The organism is Streptomyces sp. JLSY215 (genome assembly GCF_059682825.1).
The window spans coordinates 2,922,503-2,944,126 of the sequence record NZ_CM185022.1; the positions used below are offsets into that span (position 1 = coordinate 2,922,503).

At 72.0% G+C, this 21,624-nt stretch carries 18 protein-coding genes; 2 read left to right on the forward strand and 16 right to left on the reverse strand.

Going from position 1 to position 21,624, the window contains the following annotated elements:
* Positions 1–6: 6 nt before the first annotated feature.
* The 3 genes from nadD to AC5677_RS13135 form a co-directional block, all read right to left on the reverse strand.
* On the reverse strand, positions 7–618 hold the full coding sequence (nadD, locus tag AC5677_RS13125) for a nicotinate-nucleotide adenylyltransferase (protein WP_497195218.1): 612 nt from the start codon (positions 616–618) through the stop codon (positions 7–9).
* Between the two features lie 52 nt (positions 619–670).
* Positions 671–832, reverse strand: coding sequence for a hypothetical protein (locus AC5677_RS13130; RefSeq protein ID WP_497195219.1), 162 nt, complete (start codon positions 830–832; stop codon positions 671–673).
* Between the two features lie 116 nt (positions 833–948).
* Positions 949–1,101 (reverse strand): hypothetical protein, encoded by a 153-nt coding sequence (locus tag AC5677_RS13135; RefSeq protein ID WP_497195220.1) that lies wholly within the window; start codon positions 1,099–1,101, stop codon positions 949–951.
* A gap of 130 nt (positions 1,102–1,231) precedes the next feature.
* Here AC5677_RS13135 and AC5677_RS13140 point away from each other — a divergent pair, with 130 nt between their 5' ends.
* Positions 1,232–2,335, forward strand: a complete 1,104-nt coding sequence (locus AC5677_RS13140; protein WP_497195221.1) for a M48 family metallopeptidase — start codon at positions 1,232–1,234, stop codon at positions 2,333–2,335.
* On the opposite strand, the gene AC5677_RS13145 is transcribed toward AC5677_RS13140, so the two are convergent.
* The 6 genes from AC5677_RS13145 to proB all read right to left on the reverse strand — a co-directional run bounded on the left by AC5677_RS13145 (position 2,298) and on the right by proB (position 7,871).
* Positions 2,298–3,431, reverse strand: a complete 1,134-nt coding sequence (locus AC5677_RS13145; protein ID WP_497195222.1) for an SCO2583 family membrane protein — start codon at positions 3,429–3,431, stop codon at positions 2,298–2,300. The two genes, AC5677_RS13140 and AC5677_RS13145, sit on opposite strands and share 38 nt — an antisense overlap.
* A gap of 117 nt (positions 3,432–3,548) precedes the next feature.
* On the reverse strand, positions 3,549–4,172 hold the full coding sequence (locus AC5677_RS13150; RefSeq protein WP_497195223.1) for an SCO2584 family spore wall biosynthesis protein: 624 nt from the start codon (positions 4,170–4,172) through the stop codon (positions 3,549–3,551).
* 111 nt (positions 4,173–4,283) lie between these two features.
* On the reverse strand, positions 4,284–5,552 hold the full coding sequence (locus AC5677_RS13155; protein ID WP_497195224.1) for a glutamate-5-semialdehyde dehydrogenase: 1,269 nt from the start codon (positions 5,550–5,552) through the stop codon (positions 4,284–4,286).
* 43 nt (positions 5,553–5,595) lie between these two features.
* Positions 5,596–6,003, reverse strand: coding sequence for a pentapeptide repeat-containing protein (locus AC5677_RS13160; protein WP_497196606.1), 408 nt, complete (start codon positions 6,001–6,003; stop codon positions 5,596–5,598).
* A gap of 3 nt (positions 6,004–6,006) precedes the next feature.
* Positions 6,007–6,501, reverse strand: a complete 495-nt coding sequence (locus AC5677_RS13165; protein WP_497195225.1) for a DUF8830 family protein — start codon at positions 6,499–6,501, stop codon at positions 6,007–6,009.
* Between the two features lie 272 nt (positions 6,502–6,773).
* The gene (proB, locus tag AC5677_RS13170) at positions 6,774–7,871 is read right to left on the reverse strand and encodes a glutamate 5-kinase (RefSeq protein ID WP_497196607.1); all 1,098 of its coding nucleotides are present in this window, start codon (positions 7,869–7,871) and stop codon (positions 6,774–6,776) included.
* Positions 7,872–8,389: 518 nt separating this feature from the next.
* On the opposite strand from proB, the gene AC5677_RS13175 reads away from it, so the two are divergent.
* On the forward strand, positions 8,390–10,495 hold the full coding sequence (locus AC5677_RS13175) for a CDP-glycerol glycerophosphotransferase family protein (protein ID WP_497195226.1): 2,106 nt from the start codon (positions 8,390–8,392) through the stop codon (positions 10,493–10,495).
* 132 nt (positions 10,496–10,627) lie between these two features.
* On the opposite strand, the gene obgE is transcribed toward AC5677_RS13175, so the two are convergent.
* The 7 genes from obgE to AC5677_RS13210 all read right to left on the reverse strand — a co-directional run bounded on the left by obgE (position 10,628) and on the right by AC5677_RS13210 (position 21,585).
* Positions 10,628–12,064 carry a GTPase ObgE gene (obgE, locus tag AC5677_RS13180; protein WP_497195227.1) on the reverse strand — a complete coding sequence of 479 codons (1,437 nt, stop codon included), beginning with the start codon at positions 12,062–12,064 and terminating at the stop codon, positions 10,628–10,630.
* Positions 12,065–12,208: 144 nt separating this feature from the next.
* Positions 12,209–12,463 carry a 50S ribosomal protein L27 gene (rpmA, locus tag AC5677_RS13185; RefSeq protein WP_362708603.1) on the reverse strand — a complete coding sequence of 85 codons (255 nt, stop codon included), beginning with the start codon at positions 12,461–12,463 and terminating at the stop codon, positions 12,209–12,211.
* Positions 12,464–12,477: 14 nt separating this feature from the next.
* Positions 12,478–12,798 (reverse strand): 50S ribosomal protein L21, encoded by a 321-nt coding sequence (gene rplU / locus AC5677_RS13190; RefSeq protein ID WP_360122475.1) that lies wholly within the window; start codon positions 12,796–12,798, stop codon positions 12,478–12,480.
* A gap of 228 nt (positions 12,799–13,026) precedes the next feature.
* Positions 13,027–16,761, reverse strand: coding sequence for an Rne/Rng family ribonuclease (locus AC5677_RS13195; RefSeq protein ID WP_497195228.1), 3,735 nt, complete (start codon positions 16,759–16,761; stop codon positions 13,027–13,029).
* A 218-nt stretch (positions 16,762–16,979) separates the two neighbouring features.
* On the reverse strand, positions 16,980–17,780 hold the full coding sequence (locus AC5677_RS13200) for a TIGR03936 family radical SAM-associated protein (RefSeq protein ID WP_497195229.1): 801 nt from the start codon (positions 17,778–17,780) through the stop codon (positions 16,980–16,982).
* 237 nt (positions 17,781–18,017) lie between these two features.
* Entirely contained in the window at positions 18,018–19,943 is a 1,926-nt protein-coding gene (locus AC5677_RS13205; RefSeq protein WP_497195230.1) for a TIGR03960 family B12-binding radical SAM protein, read from the reverse strand.
* Positions 19,944–20,022: 79 nt separating this feature from the next.
* A complete protein-coding gene (locus AC5677_RS13210) occupies positions 20,023–21,585 on the reverse strand; it encodes a CYTH and CHAD domain-containing protein (protein ID WP_497195231.1) in 1,563 nt (520 codons plus the stop codon).
* Positions 21,586–21,624 lie beyond the last annotated feature (39 nt).

The window sequence follows — 21,624 nt, forward strand, 5'->3', positions numbered from 1 at the left end:
GGTGCGTCAGCGGTCGCTGCGGTACAGCTGTTTCTTGTCGATGTAGCGCACCACTCCGTCGGGGACCAGGTACCAGACCGGGTCCCCCTGGGCGACGCGCGCTCGGCAGTCGGTCGAGGAGATGGCCAGCGCGGGCACCTCGACCAGCGACACCGCTCCCTCGGGCAGCCCCGGGTCCGCCAGGACATGGCCGGGCCTGGTCACCCCGATGAAGTGCGCGAGCGACACCAGCTCCGCGGCATCGTGCCAGGTCAGGATCTGGCTGAGCGCGTCGGCGCCGGTGATGAAGAACAGATCCGCGTCCCGGTGCTCGGACCGCAGATCACGCAGCGTGTCTATCGTGTACGTCTTGCCGCCACGGTCGATGTCGATACGGCTGACGGAGAACTGCGGATTCGATGCGGTCGCGATGACCGTCATCAGATACCGGTCCTCGGCCGGGGACACCGTCTTGTGGCTCTTCTGCCACGGCTGACCCGTGGGTACGAAGATGACCTCGTCGAGGTGGAACTGGCTGGCCACCTCGCTGGCGGCGACAAGGTGTCCGTGATGGATCGGGTCGAACGTCCCGCCCATCACTCCCAGCCGCCGCTTCACGGGCCCTGTGTGCTCTCCCATGCGTGCAGACCCTACTGGGCGCCGCGCGACGGCGGGGGGCCGGTGCCGGGGCTCAGCGGTCGCGGTTGAAGCGGGTCGTGATCCACAGCAGGAGAAGAAGGATAAACAGGGCGCCGCCGCCGGTCAGGTACGGGCTGAGGCTGGCGTGGCCGCCCTCGTGTCCGGGCTCGGCGGCGAGGGAGACCAGGGAATGTGCGGTGGTGTGCAGGCTCATCGTCGACAGAACCAATCCGGGGTGGGGTCGGACAGTAACTTCCGCCACATCGTAAGCGTCACCTCACCGCGGGCTCACGGCGACTCCACCCACGGCCGCCCGGGGCGCCCGCGGGATCAGTCCTGATTGCCGTAACCGCGCAGCAGGAACCACGCGAGAAAGACCGCGCCCAGGACGCCGACGACTATCACGGAACGCAGGATCCACCCCGGGCCGTCGGCCCTGGAGGTCTGCTGGACGGCGGCGAGCAGCATGCTCGAGTGCAGCATGAAGGTGCTCCCTTTTGTACGAACGTGTACGGGCATTGGTGCGATCGCCAGCGTACGCCCGAGCATCCAATCGGCCGTCGGTGGCGTCCTCTAGTCTGAAACACACGCAGTCGAACAGGGGGAGGCCCCAATGACGGAGAGCCCAGGCGGCAGCGAGAACGTACCCAGCCGGGACCGCAGGCGGTTCCCCGGCATCTCGTCCAGGGCGTACGAACACCCGGCGGACCGCTCGGCGCTGGTGGCGCTGCGCAAGCTGAGCGGGTTCGACACGATCTTCAAGACGCTCAGCGGCCTGCTGCCGGAGCGCAGCCTGCGGCTGATGTTCCTGTCGGACTCGGTCCGGGTCAGCGACCAGCAGTTCACGCACCTCAACGACATGTTGCGCGACGCCTGCTACATCCTGGACCTGGAGAAGGTCCCGCCGATGTACGTCAACCAGGACCCGAGCCCGAACGCCATGTGTATCGGCCTGGACGAGCCGATCATCGTGGTGACGACCGGCCTCGTCGAGCTCCTCGACGAGGAGGAGATGCGGGCGGTCATCGGCCATGAGGTGGGCCATGCGCTGTCCGGGCATGCCGTCTACCGCACGATCATGATGTTCCTGACGAATGTGGCCGTGAAGGTCTCCTGGATCCCGCTGGGCAATGTCGCGATCATGGCGATCGTGACGGCGCTGCGCGAATGGTTCCGCAAGTCGGAGCTGTCGGCGGACCGGGCCGGTCTGCTGGTCGGGCAGGATCTGCAGGCCTCGATGCGCGGTCTGATGAAGCTGGCCGGCGGCAATCATCTGCACGAGATGAATGTCGACGCCTTCCTCAAGCAGGCGGAGGAGTACGAGGCGGGCGGCGATCTGCGCGACTCCGTGCTGAAGATCCTCAACCTGCTGCCGCGCAGCCACCCGTTCACCACCGTGCGGGCGGCCGAGCTGAAGAAGTGGGCGGCCAGCCGCGACCACCAGCGGATCATGGACGGCCACTACCCGCGCAAGGACGAGGACAAGGACACCTCGGTGTCCGACTCCTTCCGGGACTCCGCGGCCCACTACGCCGACTCGGTGCGCAACAGCAAGGACCCGCTGATGGGCCTGGTCCGCGACATCGCGGGCGGCGCGGGCGATCTGGGCGGCAAGCTCCGCGACACGGTGTTCCGGGGCGGCTCCCGGCCCGACGGCGGCGCCAATGGCTCGGACGGTGCTAACGGATCGGACGGCTCGGGTTCGGCTGGGCGCTAGGGGCCAGTTCGCCGCAGAGCGAGGGATTGACCCGGTCCCTGGCGTACGGGTCGGTGCTCGACGGCCGGTCGTCCCCGGCGCGCTGCCCGGCAAACAGCGGGCGCAGGGTGTCGGCCGGCTGCGAGGAGCAGGCCAGCGGCCCCGCCTGGAGGTTGCTCTGCACGACTTCCAGGCGGTGGTCGGCCAGGTCGTCCCGGCCGATGCGGAAGTGCACCTCGCGCCGGACGGTGAGCAGTGAGGCGGCGCCCGGCGTGACCTTGCCCACGCCATGGTCGGCGGTGCCGCTCTTCAGCGCCTGGGCGGTGGGCCGTACGGCGTAGACGAAGGTGTAGTCGGCGGTGACATCGAGCGCGTCCGCGCTCGACTCCGTTGCCGAGAGTGAGCCGTTGACCCGTACGTTCCGGTCGGCGAGCTGGGTCTGCCGGGGGTCGAAGCGGACCAGCCAGCCGGTCGCGGCAAGGCGGCCGTTGTCGTCGGGATGCGTCATGCTCCGGTCGAACTGGTCGAGTTGGCCGCTGTCCAGCAGCAGCCGCACCGGCCGTACGGATCCGCCGGTGAGCGTCGCCGGATCCAGCGAGGAGCGCTGGAGGTACTCCTTCGCGAGGGTCATGGCGGAGTAGATCTGGCCGTCGGAGAAGTGCTCGGTCCGCGCGACGGGGGACAGCGCGATGCCCGCGGCTCCGACCTTGAAGTCCTTCGCCGGGCTGTGCGCGAAGAGATCCTCGGGTGTCGCACCCGGCACGGCACCGGCCGGCGCGAGCGGTACGACCGAGGAGCGCAGCGGCTGCACCTGGAGCGCGTCGGGGGTCTTGTAGGGGTGGCGGACGCCCATGTAGACGGCGGTGCCGAAGGCGAGCAGGATCAGCAGCACCAGCAAGATCGCCTGCCGGGAGCCGCCGACGGCACGCAGCAGCCAGCGATGGCGCGGTTTGACGGCGGGCGAGTGCTGGTCACCGAGCCGCTCGTCGGCGGAGAATTCCTGCAGCCGCGCTGCACGCACAAACGATTCGTCGAAGACAACGGATCGGTATTCGTCCTCACCGCCTCCCGGGGCGCCGTTGGGCGTCCCTTCGGGAGGGTCACCAGGCCCGGTCATACAACTAGGGTAGGTCCGCCAAGCCGAAGGTAAACGCCGGGACCGGAGCCAACTTCGGCGAACCGATCCGTATCGCCCACCGGGCGGCCGGTCCGCCGGGCAGGCCCGCCCGTACGGTCAGCGCGTCCGCGGCGCCCCGGAGGCCGACGGCGGCGCGGCTTCGGCGGACGCGGAGGGCAGCAGGCCGGGCCGCATCGTACGGACGCCCTTGGGATCGCCCGACGGCTCGCTGGAGGCGGGCCGCGGCGCCGGGCTCTGGTTCTTGCCGGAGGCCCCGCGATAGACCGCGCTGAACGCCAGCGCGACCAGCCCTATGCCCATCACGACGGCCAGCACCCAGGCCATCGGCCGGTGCCAGCGGGGCGCGCCGCGGTAGGGGCGCAGCGACCCGCCGTAGAGGCCGTACGGGCCGTACGGGCCGTGCTCGCTGTCTTCCCCGTAGTCGCCGTACAGGTCGTGGTCACCGGCGCGATGCCCGGCCACGTCCCGGCCCTGGGGGCCGTCCGCGCCCTCGGGCCCGAAGCCGGGCCCCGAGCGGGCCGCCTCGGCCTCGGCGCGCGCCTCGGCGGCGGCCAGCATCCGCTCGACCGCCGAGGGCTCGTGGATCCGCGCGGACCGGACGAATTCCTCGTCGAAGACCACGGCAGCGAATTCCTCATCCGCTCTTCCGTGGCTCCCGTGGTGGTGCTCGTCGGGCTCTTCGCCGTCCGGGAACGGCTTGCCCCCCACGTCGTCCGGCACCCGTCCAGGTTAGCCCCGGCCGCTCGTTTTGGGCAGGGATCCGGCCGGAGAGAACCCGCACCGACCGCACCCCGCAACGGCTCCTGCCGCGGTCCACCGCGACGCACGGTGCTAGCGGGTGTGCCCGTCGCCGGTGAGGATGTACTTGGTGGAGGTCAGCTCCGGCAGGCCCATGGGGCCGCGGGCGTGCAGCTTCTGGGTGGAGATGCCGATCTCGGCGCCGAAGCCGAACTGGCCGCCGTCGGTGAAGCGGGTGGAGGCGTTGACCGCGACGGTGGTGGAATCCACCAACTGGGTGAACCTGCGGGCGGCGGCCTGCGAGGTGGTGACGATGGCCTCGGTGTGGCCGGAGGTCCAGCGGCGGATGTGCGCCACCGCCGCGTCCAGGTCGGGCACCACGGCGGCCGCGATGTCGTACGAGAGGTACTCCGTCGCCCAGTCCTCGTCGGTGGCGGGCGCGACCAGCCCGGGGCCGGCCTGCTGCCAGGCGGCGTCACCGTGCACGATCACGCCGGCCTCGGTCAGCGCCTCCAGGGCGCGCGGCAGGAACTTCTCCGCGATCCCGGCGTGCACGAGCACCGTCTCGGCGGCGTTGCAGACGCTGGGCCGCTGCGCCTTGGAGTTGATCAGGATGTCGATCGCCATGTCGATGTCGGCGGCCTCGTCGACGTAGACATGGCAGTTGCCCGTGCCGGTCTCGATCACCGGGACGGTGGACTCCTCGACGACCGTACGGATCAGCGAGGCGCCGCCGCGCGGGATCAGCACGTCCACCAGGCCGCGGGCGCGCATCAGCTCACGCACCGAATCCCGGCTCTCGCCGGGCACCAGCTGCACCGCGTCGGCGGGCAGCCCGGCGCTCTCGACGGCGTCCCGCAGCACCTGGACCAGGGCGGTGTTGGAGGCGTAGGCGGAGGACGAGCCGCGCAGCAGCACGGCGTTGCCGGACTTCAGGCACAGGGCCGCGGCGTCCACCGTCACATTGGGCCGGGCCTCGTAGATGATGCCGATGACACCGAGGGGGACGCGGACCTGGCGCAGGTCCAGACCGTTGGGCAGGGTCGAGCCGCGCACCACCTCACCCACCGGGTCGGGCAGCGCCACCACGTCGCGGACGTCCGCGGCGATCGCCGCGATCCGCTCGGGGGTCAGGGTGAGCCGGTCGACGATCGACTCCGAGGTACCGGCGGCGCGGGCCTTGGCGACGTCCTCGGCGTTGGCGGCGACGATGGCGTCGGTGCGCGCCACCAGGGCGTCGGCGATGGCGAGCAGCGCCCCGTCGCGGGCCGTCCGCGGCAGCGGCGCCAGCTGGGCGGCCGCCTCCTTCGCGCGGCGGGCGGTCTCGAGCACGGGTGAGGTCTGGGATGCGCTGCTGGTCATGGCCGCAGCCTAGCTCTCCGGCGGGCCGTGGCCATGCCGGATTTCACAGTGCGGGACGTTGCGGACCGCGGGGCGGGCGGCGGAAGACCGCGGGGCGGGCCCTTAGGGGGTGGGCGAACACATCCCGTAGGGGATGCCGGCGCCCCCTGCGGGCCCACAACGTGGTGGCCCCGGGCGGTATTCCCGTGCCCGGCACGATCGGCAGACCGAGGCGCGGGCACGGGCGGACCGACCCTTGGGGCAGGTGCCACTTGGGCAGGTGGCCCTTGGGCAGGTGGCCCTTGTACGAGCGGCCCCTGTACGGGCGGTCCCTGCGCAGATGAGCCCTGCGCAAGGTGGCCCTGCGCAGATGAGCCCTGCGCAAGGTGGCCCTGCGCAAGGTGGCCCCTACGCAGGTAGCCCCTGCGGGTAGCCCCGCTCCAGGTCGTCCCGTGCCCGTCCGCCAGGTCAGGCTCTAGTACGGATGGACCCCGACCGGTGACGCGGGCGGCGGTCCGTAGCCCTCCGCGATGCGCTGGTGGTAGGTCTCGCGGTCGATGACTTCCAGGCCGACGATCTCCCACGGCGGCAGCTTGGCCGTGGAGCGGTGCTCGCCCCACAGCCGCAGCGCGACCGCCGCGGCGTCGTGCAGGTCCCGGGCCTCCTCCCAGTAGCGGATCTCCGCGTGGTCGTTGGCGTATCGGCTGGTCAGTAGGAAGGGATGGTCGTGGGCGAGCTGTTCGAGCGAGCGCCGGACATCCTTCAGGGGCGCCTCGGCCCCCGAGACGCTCAAGGTGATGTGCCACAGCCGGGACGCCTCCCGGCGCTCGCCGTCCGGCGTCGCCGGTGCCGTCCCGTTCCGCTCCGTACGCTCGTCGTCCGGGCGTCCGGCATCCTCGCCGGCCCGGACGCTGGTCAGTGTGCGCTCCGCCGTCCCTCGGGGCAGAGCCCCCGGGCGCCCTCGTCTCACCGGCGGCCTCCTGTGATGCGAATCGCTCCGACCTCCGGAGGTGCGGAGCCGATTGGTGCGGTCGTACTTCGGCGTGTGCGCTCGCGCGCTGCGGGCGCCGCTCCCCTACGGCGCCCCCGCAACAAAGTTGACCAGCCCGCGGGCCCTCGCGGGGCCGTTTTCGAGAAGGTCTCCGTGGAAAGGCTGGACTTCACGCCGCGCCGGGGAGCCTGATTGCCGGTGGTTCCGCGGTGTTTGCCCGCCGTGACGGCCGTCAGAGGCGCGGCGGGTTCTCAGTGGTGCAGCAGCACGAGATCGTCGCGGTGGACGACCTCCCGCTCATAGGCGGGGCCCAGCTCGCGGGCGAGATCCCGGGTCGAACGTCCCATCAGTCGGGGGATTTCCCGCGCATCGAAATTGACGAGACCGCGGGCCACCGCGCGGCCGTCGGCGTCCCGCAGCTCGACCGGGTCCCCGGCGGAGAACTCCCCTTCGACGGAGGAGATGCCGGCGGGCAGCAGCGAGGAGTGCCGGTCGACGACGGCCGCCACGGCGCCGTCGTCCAGGATGAGCGCGCCCTGGGGCGTGGAGGCGTGCGCCAGCCACAGCAGCCGGTCGGCGGAGCGCCGGCCGGTGGGCAGGAAGTGCGTGCCGGTCGGGCCGCCGGCCAGCGCGTCCGCGGCGTGCACGGCCGAGGTCAGGACGACGGGGATGCCGGCCGCGGCCGCGATCCGGGCCGCCTCGACCTTGGTGACCATGCCGCCGGTGCCGACCCCGGCCTTGCCCGCGCTCCCGATGGAGATGCCTTCCAGGTCCTGGGGGCCGGTGACCTCGGCTATCCGCGACGTACCGGGCGTGGACGGGTCCCCGTCGTAGAGGCCGTCCACATCGGAGAGGAGGACCAGCAGGTCGGCGCGCACCAGGTGGGCGACGAGCGCCGCCAGCCGGTCGTTGTCGCCGAAGCGGATCTCGTCGGTGGCCACCGTGTCGTTCTCGTTGACGACCGGTACGGCGCCCATGGCCAGCAGCTGGTCGAGGGTCCGGTAGGCGTTGCGGTAGTGGGCGCGGCGGCTGGTGTCGTCCGAGGTCAGCAGGACCTGGCCGACCCGGCGGCCGTAGCGCGCGAAGGACGCGGTGTAGCGGGCCACCAGCAGGCCCTGCCCGACGCTGGCGGCGGCCTGCTGCCGGGCCAGGTCGCGGGGGCGCCGCTCCAGCCCCAGCGGCGCCAGGCCGGCCGCGATGGCGCCGGAGGAGACCAGCACGATCTCCTTGTCCTGGTGTTTGGCCAGCACGTCCACCAGCGCATCCACGCGGTCCGCGTCCAGCCCCCCGGCAGCCGTGGTCAGCGAGGACGAGCCGACCTTCACCACGATCCGCCGGGCGTTCGCCACGTCCTGCCTTGCGCCTGCTGCGCCTGCCACCTCGGTAACCCCTGTGCTCGCCGGTCCCTCTGCCGTACGGACGATCCGTGCCCGATCCGTCGTACGGCCCCTACGGGCGCAATCTACGGCAGTACGGCCCATCGGTGCGTCCGGATATCGCCTGACGGACGCCCGCGCGGACACCCTCGTTCGCCGCGGCGTCGCCGTCGTCCGGTCCCCTTTTACCCATACCCGGCGACATGGGGACGGCCGGAGGAATCCCCTTGCCCATGGGGCGGCCGTGGGATCGTGGCGTCCCGGCGTTGCCCTGGAATTTCTAAGACGGCGGCCGCGGCCAACAGGTTGCGTTCGATTGATCCGCTTTCGCGGTGATGAGAGCCACAGCAGATTGTCACCAAGGCCAACAAGGTCATACGGTCGGGTGTCCATCGGTCCCGTTTCGCCGCTCCGGCGGCGTCGCAGCGCGGGACCCGGCCGCCCCCCTCGGCCTCCCCCCTGACCTTTATTGCTGCCAGGAGCCCTCCCCCGTGCCTTCCGCCGGAATCGTCCCCCGCCGAGCCGTACAGCTCGCGGCCCTCTTCGCGATGATGCTCGCGTTCACCGCCCAGCTCATCGGTGCGCTGCTGCCCGTCATCCCGCTGTTCATCGCCGCATCCGTGGTCAACCTGGGACTCGACCTGTTCCTCCAGCACAAGCAGCCCGGCCTGCTGTCCGTGCTCGGCCGGATCCGGTTCGATGTCACGGTGCGCCAGCTGCTGCGCGACATGCTGATACTGGTCGGCCTGCTGCACATCGACGGCATCAACCCGCTCGAGGAGCAGGCGCCGCTCACCATCACGCTGCTGCTCTTCTACGGCACCCACTTCGTGTGCCAGGCGGTCGCGGTGCTGGTCCGGCGGACCCGCAGTCTGCCGTTCGTGACGCGGAACATCGACGCCGGCGCGCTGCGGCTGTCCGATGCCCCGCCGCGCATCCTCTCCCGCCAGACCGGCCGGCGGCTGCTGCGCTTCTCGGTGCCCACCACGACGGGCATGATGCTGACCGCGATCACCACCGACGCGTACTGGGGCGGCATCGGCATCGCCGTCTCGCTGGTCCTGTCCGCCGCCGGCACCGCCTACCTGGGCACCTGGCTGCTGCCCAAGAAGCGGGTCCTGTCCGAACAGCGCGCCCTGGAGTGGCTGGACAACTGGCTCGCCGAGTACCGGCCCACCGTCGGCATGTACTTCTCCGGCGGCTCCTCCTCCGCCTACCAGGCGAACATGTGGCTGAGCACCCTCGCCGACCTGGACGGCAACCCGATCATCGTGCTGCGCGAGCGCTTCATGGTGCAGAAGATCGAGGCCACGGACATCCCGATCGTCTGCATCCCCAAGGTCGCCAACCTGATGCGCCTGGAGCACTCCGCGCTCAAGGTCCTGCTGCACCCGGCGAACTCCGGCAAGACCTCGCAGATCCTGCGCATCCCCTCCATCAAGCACGCCTTCATCAACCACGGCGAGAGCGACAAGCTGTCCTCCTGCAACCCGTACGCGAAGGCGTACGACGAGGTGTGGGTGGCGGGCCCGGCGGCCCGTGACCGCTACCAGCTCGCCGACATCGGCGTCGAGGACAAGGACGTCGTCGAGGTCGGCCGCCCGCAGCTTTCCCCGATCCGGCCGATCCAGCGACACGACGACGCCCCGGCCGGCCGTCTCACCACCGTGCTGTACGCCCCGACCTGGGAGGGCTGGGACGGCAACCCGGGCAACACCTCGGTGATCCTGGCGGGCGAGAACATCGTCCGGGAGCTGCTCGCCGACAAGAACGTGCGGCTGCTGTACAAGCCGCACCCGATGACCGGCTCGGTCGACCCGAAGGCGGGCGCCGCCAACGCCCGTATCCAGGCGATGATCACGGAGGCCAACGGCCGGCGCAGCGGTGCGCAGCCCGGCCCGGAGGCGGCCGCCGAGCTGGCGCGCCGCGCCGAGGAGCTCCAGGGGCTCACCACCTCCGGCTTCCGCAAGAGCGCGGACGAGCTGGAGCGGATGCGGCTCCAGGGCACCCCGGAGGAGGGCCGCGCGGCCGCCGTGTCGGCCGCCGTGGACGCCTGGGAAGAGGCGTACTGGAACTCCTTCCCCGAGTGGCAGCACCTGATCATCACGACCGCCAAGCCCGGCATCTTCGGCTGCTTCAACCAGGCCGACGTGCTGATCAGCGATGTCTCCAGCGTCGTCTCCGACTACCTGACCAGCGAGAAGCCGTACGCGGTCGCCAACACCTCCGGGATGGACGAGGCCGACTTCCGGGCCAACTTCCCGACCGTCCGGGCGGCGACGATCCTCACCCCCGAGGCGGACGGCGTGACCGCGCTCCTGGAGGCCGTGCGCAACCCGGAGCGCGACACCCTCGCCGCCGAGCGTGCCGAGCTCAAGGAGCACCTGCTCGGACCGTCCGACCCGCCGTCCCCGGTGCGCTTCAACCAGGCCGCGATGGCGCTGTGCGCGAAGGCCGACGAGCGGCGGGTGCGGATGGAGACCCGGCTGGCGGGTATCCCCGGCCAGCGCGGACAGAGCGCCGCGGAGGACGCAGACGCCGCCGAGAGCGCCGATCACGAGTCCAGTGACGCCCCGGACGCACCGGCGGCCGTCTAGCCCGCAGCGGGGCGTTCACGGCCCGCACAGCGGCTTTGCGACACGGGGAAGGCCCCGGGAGGAGATCCTCCCGGGGCCTTCCCCGTGCCGGTGCGTGGCGCGCCCGTCCCCGAAGGGCCGTCGGCTGCGCCGTCAGAACGGGCGGAAGCCGTCGTACTCCTCGTCGGCCTCGTCCCGCGCCGCGTCGCGGTCCCTGCGGCGCTGCACAGCCGGCCGGGGCGCCTCCATACGGTGGTCCTCGCCGCGGCGGCCCAGCATCTCGGCCCCGGCCGCCATCATCGGCTCCCAGTCGAACACGACGGCGTTGTCCTCGGCGCCGATGGCGATGCCGTCGCCGGCGTGGGCGCCCGCCTTGCGCAGCGCGTCCTCCACGCCCAGGCGGTTCAGGCGGTCGGCGAGGTAGCCGACGGCCTCGTCGTTGTTGAAGTCGGTCTGGCGGATCCAGCGCTCGGGCTTCTCGCCCCGCACGCGGAAGAAGTTCTCACCCTCGGCCGTGACCGTGAAGCCCGCGTCGTCCACGGCCTTGGGCCGGATGACGATACGGGTGGCTTCCTGTACGGGCTTGGCCGCACGGGCCTTGGCGACGATGTCGGCCAGCGCGTACGACAGCTCCTTGAGGCCCATGTGGGCGACCGCCGAGACCTCGAAGACGCGGTAGCCGCGCTCCTCCAGGTCGGGCCGGATCAGGTCGGCGAGGTCCTTGCCGTCCGGCACATCGATCTTGTTGAGGACGACCACCCGGGGACGGTTGTCGAGACCGCCGTACTGGGTGAGCTCCTCCTCGATGGTGTCGAGGTCGGAGACCGGGTCGCGGTCGGACTCCAGGGTCGCGGTGTCCAGGACGTGGACGAGGACCTCGCAGCGCTCGACGTGCCGCAGGAACTCCAGGCCCAGGCCCTTGCCCTGGCTGGCGCCGGGGATCAGACCGGGGACGTCCGCGATGGTGTAGACGGTCGAACCGGCGGTCACCACGCCGAGGTTGGGCACCAGGGTGGTGAAGGGGTAGTCCGCGATCTTCGGCTTGGCGGCCGAGAGGACCGAGATGAGGGAGGACTTTCCGGCGCTGGGGTAGCCGACCAGGGCCACGTCCGCGACGGTCTTCAGCTCGAGGACGATGTCGCGGGCCTCGCCGGGCTCGCCGAGCAGCGCGAAGCCGGGGGCCTTGCGGCGGGCCGAGGCCAGCGCGGCGTTGCCGAGGCCGCCGCGGCCGCCCTGACCGGCGATGAAGGTGGTGCCCTGGCCGACGAGGTCGGCGAGGACCTCGCCGTTCTTGTCGAGCACGACCGTGCCGTCGGGCACCGGCAGCACCAGGTCCTGGCCGTTCTTGCCGGAGCGGTTGTCGCCCGCGCCCGGCGCACCGTTGGTGGCCTTGCGGTGCGGGTGGTGGTGGTATTCGAGGAGCGTGGTGACGGCCTGGTCGACGACCAGGATCACATCGCCGCCGCGGCCGCCGTTGCCGCCGTCGGGGCCGCCCAGCGGTTTGAACTTCTCCCGCATCACGGAGGCCACGCCGTGGCCTCCGTTACCCGCGGCGACATGCAGCTCGACGCGGTCCACGAAGGTGGTCATGGTTGGGGTGCCTCCAGATAAACGGGATTGTCTGCGTACTGCGGAATGTCTCTGTCGTAACACGCCAAGGGCGGACCGGCCTTCCCGCTCACGCGGGAAAAGGCGGTCCGCCCCTGGTGGTGCTGTGCTACGTCCGTGCCGTGATCAGGCGACCGGGACGATGTTCACGACCTTGCGGCCACGGTGGGTGCCGAACTGCACCGCACCGGCCTCAAGGGCGAACAGGGTGTCGTCGCCGCCGCGGCCGACGCCCGTGCCCGGGTGGAAGTGGGTGCCACGCTGGCGGACCAGGATCTCACCGGCGAGGACGGCCTGACCGCCGAAGCGCTTCACGCCGAGCCGCTGAGCGTTGGAGTCGCGACCGTTCCGAGTGGACGATGCGCCCTTCTTGTGTGCCATGTCTCCTCAGTCCCTTACTTCGCCGGAGCGTCGATGCCGGTGATCTTCAGCGCCGTGTGGAGCTGGCGGTGGCCGATCCGCTTCTTGTAGCCGGTCTTGTTCTTGTACTTCTGGATCCGGATCTTGTCGCCCTTGTGGTGGTCGACGACCTCGGCCTGGACCTTGACGCCGGCCAGGACCCACGGGTCGCTGGTGACCGCGTCGCCGTCGACGACCAGCAGCGTGGAGAGCTCGACGCTGTCGCCGACCTTGCTGGTGGAAATGCGGTCTACCTCGATGACGTCGCCGACAGCAACCTTCTGCTGGCGCCCGCCGGTGCGCACGATCGCGTACACGCGGAACTCTCTTTCACTAGAAACGGATCCTCTGATGCCAGCCGCTCACACGGGCTCGGGATACGGCCCGTGGAATCCGAGTGGACGAGCGGCCTCTCTCGGCGGACCGAGAGGTGTTTGCTCAGGGGTTTGGTGCCACACAGACACCGACGGTCAAGGTTACGGGGCCTTGACCAGAGGGTCAAACCGGCCCCGGACCACCGCAGCGGTCCGGGGCCGTTGTCGTGCTCAGTCCTCCGCGGATGCCGACACCGACGCGGCCGGGGCCTGCTCGGCGGCTGCGGTCTTCTTGGCCGCCGCCTTCTTCGTCGTCGCCTTCTTCGTGGTGGTCTTCTTGGCTGCCGTGGCCTTCTTGGCGGTGGTGGTCTTCTTCGCCGCCGTCTTCTTGGCCGTGGTCTTCTTCGCCGTCGTCTTCTTGACCGCGGCCTTCTTGGCCGTCGCCTTCTTCGCCGTCTTCTTGGCGGCGGGCGCGGCTTCGGGCTCGGCCTCGGCCGGCTCCGTCACCGGCTCCGCCACGGGCTCGACAACCGCCTCGACGACGGGCTCCGCCACCGGCGCCGTGATGACGACGGCCCCCGCGGCCTCACCGGACGCCTCGGGCGATCCCGCCGGAGCGCTCACCCTGCGGGTCGCCCGGCGGCGCGGACGCGGCGGCGCGGGCTCGGCCACCGGAGCCTCCGCGACCGGCTCGGGCTCGGCGACGGGCTCCGCCACCGGCTCGGCCGGCACCACGATCGCGGCGGCCTCCGCGGCGGCCTTGGGGGCGCCCGCCGGAGCGGACACCTTCCGGCTCACCCGGCGACGGCCACGGCCTCGTCCGGCGGCCGCCTCGGCCTCCGCCGGGCTGCTGAACCATTCGTCGGTGTCGGCCACCGCGGGCTGCAGCTCGGCCTCGGTCACCGGGGCGGGCTCCAGCTCCGGCGCGCCGCCGTCCGGCGTCGGCTCGGCCGCCTCGACCTCGTGGACGTGCGGCTCGGCCGGCGCGCCCTTGCCCTTCTTCTTGCGCTTGCCGCCACCGCCGACGGACGTCGGCTGGTCCATGTGGACGATGACGCCGCGGCCGTTGCAGTGCACGCACGGCTCGGAGAAGGCCTCCAGCAGGCCCTGGCCGACCCGCTTACGGGTCATCTGGACCAGGCCCAGCGAGGTGACCTCGGCCACCTGGTGCTTCGTACGGTCGCGGCCCAGGCACTCCAGCAGCCGGCGCAGCACCAGATCCCGGTTGGACTCCAGCACCATGTCGATGAAGTCGATCACGATGATGCCGCCGAGGTCGCGCAGCCGCAGCTGGCGCACGATCTCCTCGGCCGCCTCCAGGTTGTTCCTGGTGACGGTCTCCTCGAGATTGCCGCCCTGACCGGTGAACTTCCCGGTGTTGACGTCGATCACGACCATGGCTTCGGTCTTGTCGATCACCAGCGAACCGCCGCTGGGCAGCCAGACCTTGCGGTCCAGCGCCTTCATCAGCTGCTCGTCGATCCGGTACGTCGCGAAGACGTCGACGTCCGAGGTCCACTTCTGCAGCCGGTCGGTGAGGTCCGGGGCGACGTGCGCGACATAGCCGTGGATGGTCTCCCAGGCGTCGTCACCGCTGACGATGACCTTGGAGAAGTCCTCGTTGAAGATGTCGCGGACGACCCGGACGGTCATGTCCGGCTCGCCGTAGAGCAGCGACGGAGAGCTGGTGGAAGAGGCCTTCGCCTTCTTCTGGATCTCCTCCCACTGCGCCTGGAGGCGCTGCACGTCGCGCGCCAGCTCCTCCTCGCTCGCGCCCTCCGCGGCGGTGCGCACGATGACGCCCGCGTCCTCGGGGACGATCTTCTTGAGGATCTGCTTCAGCCGCGCCCGCTCGGTGTCCGGGAGCTTGCGGCTGATGCCGGTCATCGAGCCCTCGGGCACGTAGACCAGGTAGCGGCCGGGCAGCGAGACCTGGCTGGTCAGGCGGGCGCCCTTGTGGCCGATGGGGTCCTTGGTGACCTGCACCAGCACGGACTGGCCGGACTTCAGCGCGGTCTCGATGCGGCGCGGGCCGTTGGCCATGCCCAGCGCCTCGAAGTTGACCTCGCCGGCGTACAGGACGGCGTTGCGGCCCTTGCCGATGTCGACGAAGGCGGCCTCCATGGACGGCAGAACGTTCTGCACCTTGCCCAGGTAGACGTTGCCGACGTAGCTGGTCGCCTGCTCCTTGTTGACGAAGTGCTCGACGAGGACGTTGTCCTCCATCACGCCGATCTGGGTGCGCTCGCCGCTCTGGCGGACGACCATCACCCGCTCGACGGCCTCGCGGCGCGCCAGGAACTCCGCCTCGGTGATGATCGGCACCCGGCGGCGGCCCTGCTCGCGGCCCTCGCGGCGACGCTGCTTCTTGGCCTCCAGACGCGTCGACCCCTTGATCGACTGCACCTCGTCGGCGCCGGTCGACTCGTCCTTCTTACGGGGCTCGCGGACCTTGACGACGGTGCGCTCGGGGTCGTCGGTCTGACCGGCCTCGGCCTCGCCGGGCTCACCGCTGCGGCGGCGACGGCGACGGCGACGACGGCTGCTGCTGGAGCCGCCGCCCGGCTGCTCCTCGGCGGCCTCCTCCTCGGCCTCCTCCGCCTCCTCGGGCTCGGCGGCCTCCTCGGCCTGCGGCTCCTCGGCCGTACGGCCCTGCTCGGGCTGCTCCTCGACGCCCTCGGCGAGCTCACCGCGACGGCGGCGACGGCCACCGCGACGACGGCGGCGCGAGGGACGCTCGCCCGACTCCTCGTCGCCGTGCGCCTCGGCCTCCTCGGCCTCCTCGGGCTCGGCGGCCTCGGCGGCTTCCTCGGCACGCGGCTCCTCGACCGGCGCGGCGGCCTGCGGCTCGACCGGGGCACCACGACGGCGGCGACGGCGCGCACCGGGGGCGGGCTGCTCCTCGGCGGCCGGCTCGACGGCGGCCTCTTCCTGGCGGGCCGCGGCGTGCGCGGCGGCCGCGCTCTCCGGGGTCTGGAACATCGGCTCGGTGAAGACCGGCGCCTGGAAGACGGCGGTCGGCGGACGCTGCGCGCGGCGGCGGCCGCGTGCCGGGGCCTCCGGCGCGGCCTCTTCCTCGGCGCGGGGCGCCTCGGCGACCGGCTCCGCGGCCCGCTCACCGCGGCGCCGCGGGCGGCGCTTGGGCTCGGCGGACTCGACGGGCTCGGCCTCCCGGGCGGCGGGGGCCGCGGCGGCAGCGGGGGCAGCCTCCTCGACGGCCTGCGGTGCGCCCTCGGGTGCGGTGGCCTTACGGGTCGCGCGGCGGCGGGTACGGGCGGGCTTCGCCTCGGCGGCGGGCTCCTCGGCGGGCTCCTCCTCCGCCACGGGTGCGGCGGCGGGCGCGACCGGCGCGGCGGGCTCCTCGGCCTCGCTCACCTGCGGGGCACCGGCGGGCGCAGTGGCCTTACGGGTCGCACGGCGGCGGGTACGGACGGGCTTGGCGTCCTCCTGGACGGACTCCTGCACGGCGGCCGGGGCGGCCTCGGCGGCGGGCTCCGGCGTCTCGACCGCAACCGGAGCCGGCTCGGCGGCGACGGCCTGCGGCGCACCGGCGGGCGCGGTGGCCTTACGGGTGGCGCGGCGGCGCGTACGGGCCGGCGGGGCCGCTTCCTCGGCCGCCGGGGTCTCGACGACGGCCTCGGCCTCGGCCTCCTCGGCCTCGCTCACCTGCGGGGCACCGGCGGGCGCGGTGGCCTTACGGGTCGCACGGCGGCGGGTACGGGCGGGCTTGGCCTCGTCCCCGGTGATGACCGCGGACGCGGTGGACTCCTCGGCGGCGGGCTGCGCCGCGGCCGGGCTCTCGGTGCTCACCACCGTGGTCTCGGCGGTGCCGGCCGGCGGACCGGCCGGGCGGGATGCCGCACGGCGCCTGCGGCGCGGCGGCAGGGTGTCGCTCGGTGAATGATTGTCATCCACGCCACGGTCCTTGGACTGCGCGGATTCGTTGGGCTCAATTGGTTCGAGCATGCGGGCGGTTCTCCCGTCACGCTCCCGGGCGCCGCGCCTGATTCCGGCTGCGGTCCGCGTGATGAGCGCGGTCCCGCCGTCCGGGGCGTGGGCGCCGCACGGGAGCTGTCGTCTCGCTCGCCGGGCCCGTAGGTCGGGGACCGGCGAAAGTCTCCTGGTCAGTGCGTCTGCCGGCCGGGGACGTTCCCTGGCTGATCGGCGACGCGGCGACGACGGTCCTACGCAGTGCCATCCCCGGCTGCCGGGGAGGCCCCGCTCGCCGCCTTCGCGGCACGTGTTCCGGCGGCCGTTGATGGGGCGGCCGTGGCAGCGTCGCGGTCGGGCGCAAGCGGGTCGGTCACCGTGCCGGACTCCGCATCGAGCGGCCCCTGCGCCAGCCTGGTCACCGCAGCGGGGACCGGCGGCGCCAGGTCGGCCGCAGCTCGGAGACCGGACAGGACGTCGTCGGGTCGTACGGCAGGTGTCAGATGCCGAACAACCAGCCGCAGTATCGCACAGGCTTTGCCGTCGGGCCTATCGCCCGAGCATTCGGCGGCCTCCAGACTCAGCACCGCCGCCCGGGCGTCGAAGCTGCGCATGCCGTTCTTGGTGCGGCGCTCGACCTGCACCTCTTCCGCGGCGAGGAACGCCTCGACGGCGGTCGCGGCCGCGTCGGCCTCGACCTCGTCGAGCCGGATCTCCCACACGGAGGCCTCGAGCCGGTCGGCGAGACCGCTGGTGTGTGCCTCGACGGCGTCGATCACATCGAGCCCGTCCGGCAGCGATTCGTCCAGCAGCTCGCGGAGCCGGACCGGATCGCGGCGCTCGGTGAGCTGGATCTCCAGATACTCGGCCTCACTGCCCGTACCCGTCGGGGCGGCGTTCGCGTACGACACCTTGGGGTGCGGGGTGAAGCCCGCCGAATAGGCCATGGGGACCTCGGCGCGGCGCAGCGCCCGCTCGAAAGCGCGCTGGAAGTCGCGGTGGCTGGTGAACCGGAGGCGGCCGCGCTTGGTGTAGCGCAGTCGGATGCGCTGCACCGCCGGTGCGGGCGGCGGGCCTTCGGGCTGTCGCTTGCCCAGTTCGCTCAGTCCTTCGTGAGTGCGGTCGTACTGCTACCTAGAGTACGTGGCGTGGGAGTAGCTGGTTCCCGCCGGGGCGGTGCGGTCTCTTCTCGGGCCGGTTTTCCGGGCCGAGGAGGGGCGGTGGCGGCGGGTGTGCCGCGGCCCGGCCGCCGCGGAGTGCGGGGCCGGGCCGGTGTCGCGTACGGATGCCGTCTATTTGACGACCGTCAGCGGCAGCAGCTTCTTGCCCGTGGGGCCGATCTGGATGTCGAGGTCGAGCTGCGGGCAGACACCGCAGTCGAAGCACGGGGTCCAGCGGCAGTCCTCGACCTCGGTCTCGTCGAGGGCGTCCTGCCAGTCCTCCCAGAGCCAGTCCTTGTCGAGGCCGGAGTCGAGGTGGTCCCAGGGCAGGACCTCCTCGTACGTGCGCTCGCGGGTGGTGTACCAGGCGACGTCCACGCCGAAGGCGGGCAGCGTCTCCTCGGCGGCCTTCATCCAGCGGTCGTAGCTGAAGTGCTCGCGCCAGCCGTCGAAGCGGCCGCCGCCCTCGTAGACGGCCCGGATGACCGCGCCGATGCGGCGGTCGCCGCGGGAGAGCAGGCCCTCGACGATGCCGGGCTTGCCGTCGTGGTAGCGGAAGCCGATGGAGCGGCCGTACTTCTTGTCCCCGCGGATCTTGTCGCGGAGCTTCTCGAGGCGGGCGTCGGTCTCCTCGGCGGAGAGCTGCGGGGCCCACTGGAACGGCGTGTGCGGCTTGGGGACGAAACCGCCGATGGAGACCGTGCAGCGGATGTCGTTCTGTCCGGAGACCTTGCGCCCCTCGGCGATGACCTTGACCGCCATGTCGCCGATCTGGAGGACGTCCTCGTCGGTCTCGGTCGGCAGACCGCACATGAAGTAGAGCTTCACCTGCCGCCAGCCGTTGCCGTAGGCCGTGGAGACGGTCCGGATCAGGTCCTCTTCGGAGACCATCTTGTTGATGACCTTGCGGATGCGCTCCGAGCCGCCCTCGGGCGCGAAGGTCAGGCCCGAGCGGCGTCCGTTGCGCGTCAGCTCGTTGGCAAGATCGATGTTGAAGGCGTCGACGCGGGTCGACGGCAGCGACAGGCCGATCTTGTCTTCCTCGTACCGGTCGGCGAGGCCCTTGGCGATGTCGCCGATCTCGGTGTGGTCCGCGGAGGACAGCGACAGCAGGCCGACCTCCTCGAATCCCGTGGCCTTCAGGCCCTTGTCCACCATCTCGCCGATGCCGGTGATGCTTCGCTCCCGCACGGGACGCGTGATCATGCCGGCCTGGCAGAAGCGGCAGCCGCGGGTGCAGCCACGGAAGATCTCGACCGACATCCGTTCATGGACGGTCTCGGCCAGAGGAACGAGCGGCTGCTTGGGGTAGGGCCACTCGTCGAGGTCCATGACGGTGTGCTTGGACACCCGCCACGGGACGCCGGAGCGGTTGGGGACGACGCGGGAGATACGGCCGTCGGCCAGATACTCGACGTCGTAGAACTTGGGGACGTAGACGCTGCCGGTCTTCGCGAGGCGGAAGAGGAGCTCGTCGCGGCCGCCGGGGCGGCCTTCGTTCTTCCAGGTGCGGATGATCTCGGTGATCTCCAGCACCGCCTGCTCGCCGTCGCCGACGACCGCGCAGTCCAGGAAGTCCGCGATCGGCTCGGGGTTGAAGGCGGCGTGGCCGCCCGCGAGGATCAGCGGGTGGTCGTCCGTGCGGTCCTTGGCCTCCAGCGGGATGCCGGAGAGGTCCAGGGCGGTGAGCAGGTTGGTGTAGCCCAGCTCGGTGGAGAAGGAGACGCCCAGGACGTCGAAGGCGCTCACCGGGCGGTGGGCGTCGACGGTGAACTGCGGGACGTTGTGCTCGCGCATCAGCGCCTCGAGGTCCGGCCACACGCTGTACGTGCGCTCGGCGAGGACGCCCTCCTGCTCGTTGAGGACCTCGTAGAGGATCATGACGCCCTGGTTGGGCAGACCGACCTCGTACGCGTCGGGGTACATGAGCGCCCAGCGCACGTCGCACTCCGACCAGGGCTTGACGGTGGAGTTCAGCTCACCGCCGACGTACTGGATGGGCTTCTGCACATGCGGGAGCAGGGCCTCGAGCTGTGGGAAGACCGATTCGGCAGACATCTCGACGAACTTTCGTGAGCTGGCAAGGGCGACTCTCAAGCGTAACCCGGCCGACGGCACCCCCCGTACGGGCGGAGAACTACCAGCGGGACGGCGGGGCCGCCTTCGCCCACACCCTGGGCAGTTCCCGCTCCCGCTCCGCCGCCAGAGCCTCCTCGCGCCCGTAGAGCAGGCCGAAGGTGAAACCGCCCTCACCGGCCCGCTGGGCCCCGGTCGCCAGCTCGCGCAGGGCGCCGCGGGCGACCACGCTGTCCTGGTGGTCGCCGAGCACCTGCTGCACCCGCTTGGTTCGCTTGGTGAACTTCTGTGCGGGCTTGCCGAGCACCGGGCGGGCCGCCTCCGCGGCGTACCGCACCCGCTTGGCCGCCTTGCGGGCGCCGTGCAGCGCCTCGTCCCGGCGGGGCCCCGGCGGCGCCTGAAGCGCGGCCTCGACGCGGCCGGCCAGCCGGGCGTAGTCCTTCAGCACGGCCTTCACCAGCACCTCCGGTGCCGGCCGGGCGGCGGCCCCGCGCAGCGGAGGATCGGCCAGCAGCGCCTCCAGGCTCCGCAGCAGCTCCAGATAGCGCTCGCCGTCCAGTACGGCGAGCACCTCCCGGCGCGAGCCCTGACGACGCCGCTGCGACCAGATGCGCAGCCGGGCGGACACCGGGCCGAGCCGCAGCGTCCGGGGCACCTGCGCCAGGGCCGCGCCGAGCCGCGCGGTGAGCACCTCGCGGTCCCGGTCGACCCCCAACTCCGCGGCCAGCCACTGGAGTTCGAGCCCGATGGGGCGGGTGACGGCGCGGTCGAGGACCTTGGTGTACGAGCGGAACGCGCTGCGCAGGCGGCGGGTGGCGACCCGCATCTGGTGCACGGAGTCGGGCAGGTCGCGGCGTACGGCCGGGTCCAGCTCGATGATCACCCGCACCTGCTCGCGAACGTACCGCAGGACGATGTCACCGGCCGTACGCGCCTTCTTGCCGGACCGCTTGCGGGAGCCCTTGGCGGGCTTGCCGGACCGCTTGCCGGGCTCCCCGGGCCCGCGAGGCGCGCCCTCCGCGGCGGTCTCGGCCAGCGCCCGCGCCAGCTTCGACGCCGCCGAGGCGGGCCGTATCCCCGCCGCGGCCAGCACCTCGCCGACCTCGTCGAGGAGCGCGGCATCGCCGCCGCCCTCCCCCGTCAGCTCCACCTCGATCTCGTGCCAGCGGGCCTCGGTGCCGGGTTGGTCGGCGCGGGTGGCCCGCACCGCGTCGACCGCGAGCTCGGCCAGGGCCGTGCCGTCGGCGGCCCGGAGCAGCCGCACCGTGCGCCGGGTCCGCAGGCGGACGACGGGCGCCAGGTCCCGGCCGAGCGTCCGCGACCGTACGAGCGCCGTCAGCTCCGGCGGCGGCGCGTCGGAGAGCGGCGTACGCACCTCGTCCCGGACCCCGAGCGCGACCGGCAGCTTCAGATGCCAGCCCGCGTCCTCGCCGCCGGTACGCCGGCGCAGCGTGAGGCCGGCCGCGGCCAGTCGCAGGCCGGCGGTGTCGTAATACGTGGCGTCCAGCTCCACCACGCCCCGCTCCACCACGGCCGCGACGCGGTCCACGGCGGTCAGGTCGGGCAGCTGTGTCTCGTCGGTGGCCTCGTACTTCCGCTCGATCTCGCGCACGGTGTCCGCCATGCATCGAATCTAGCCACCCCGCCCACGGGCGACCACCCA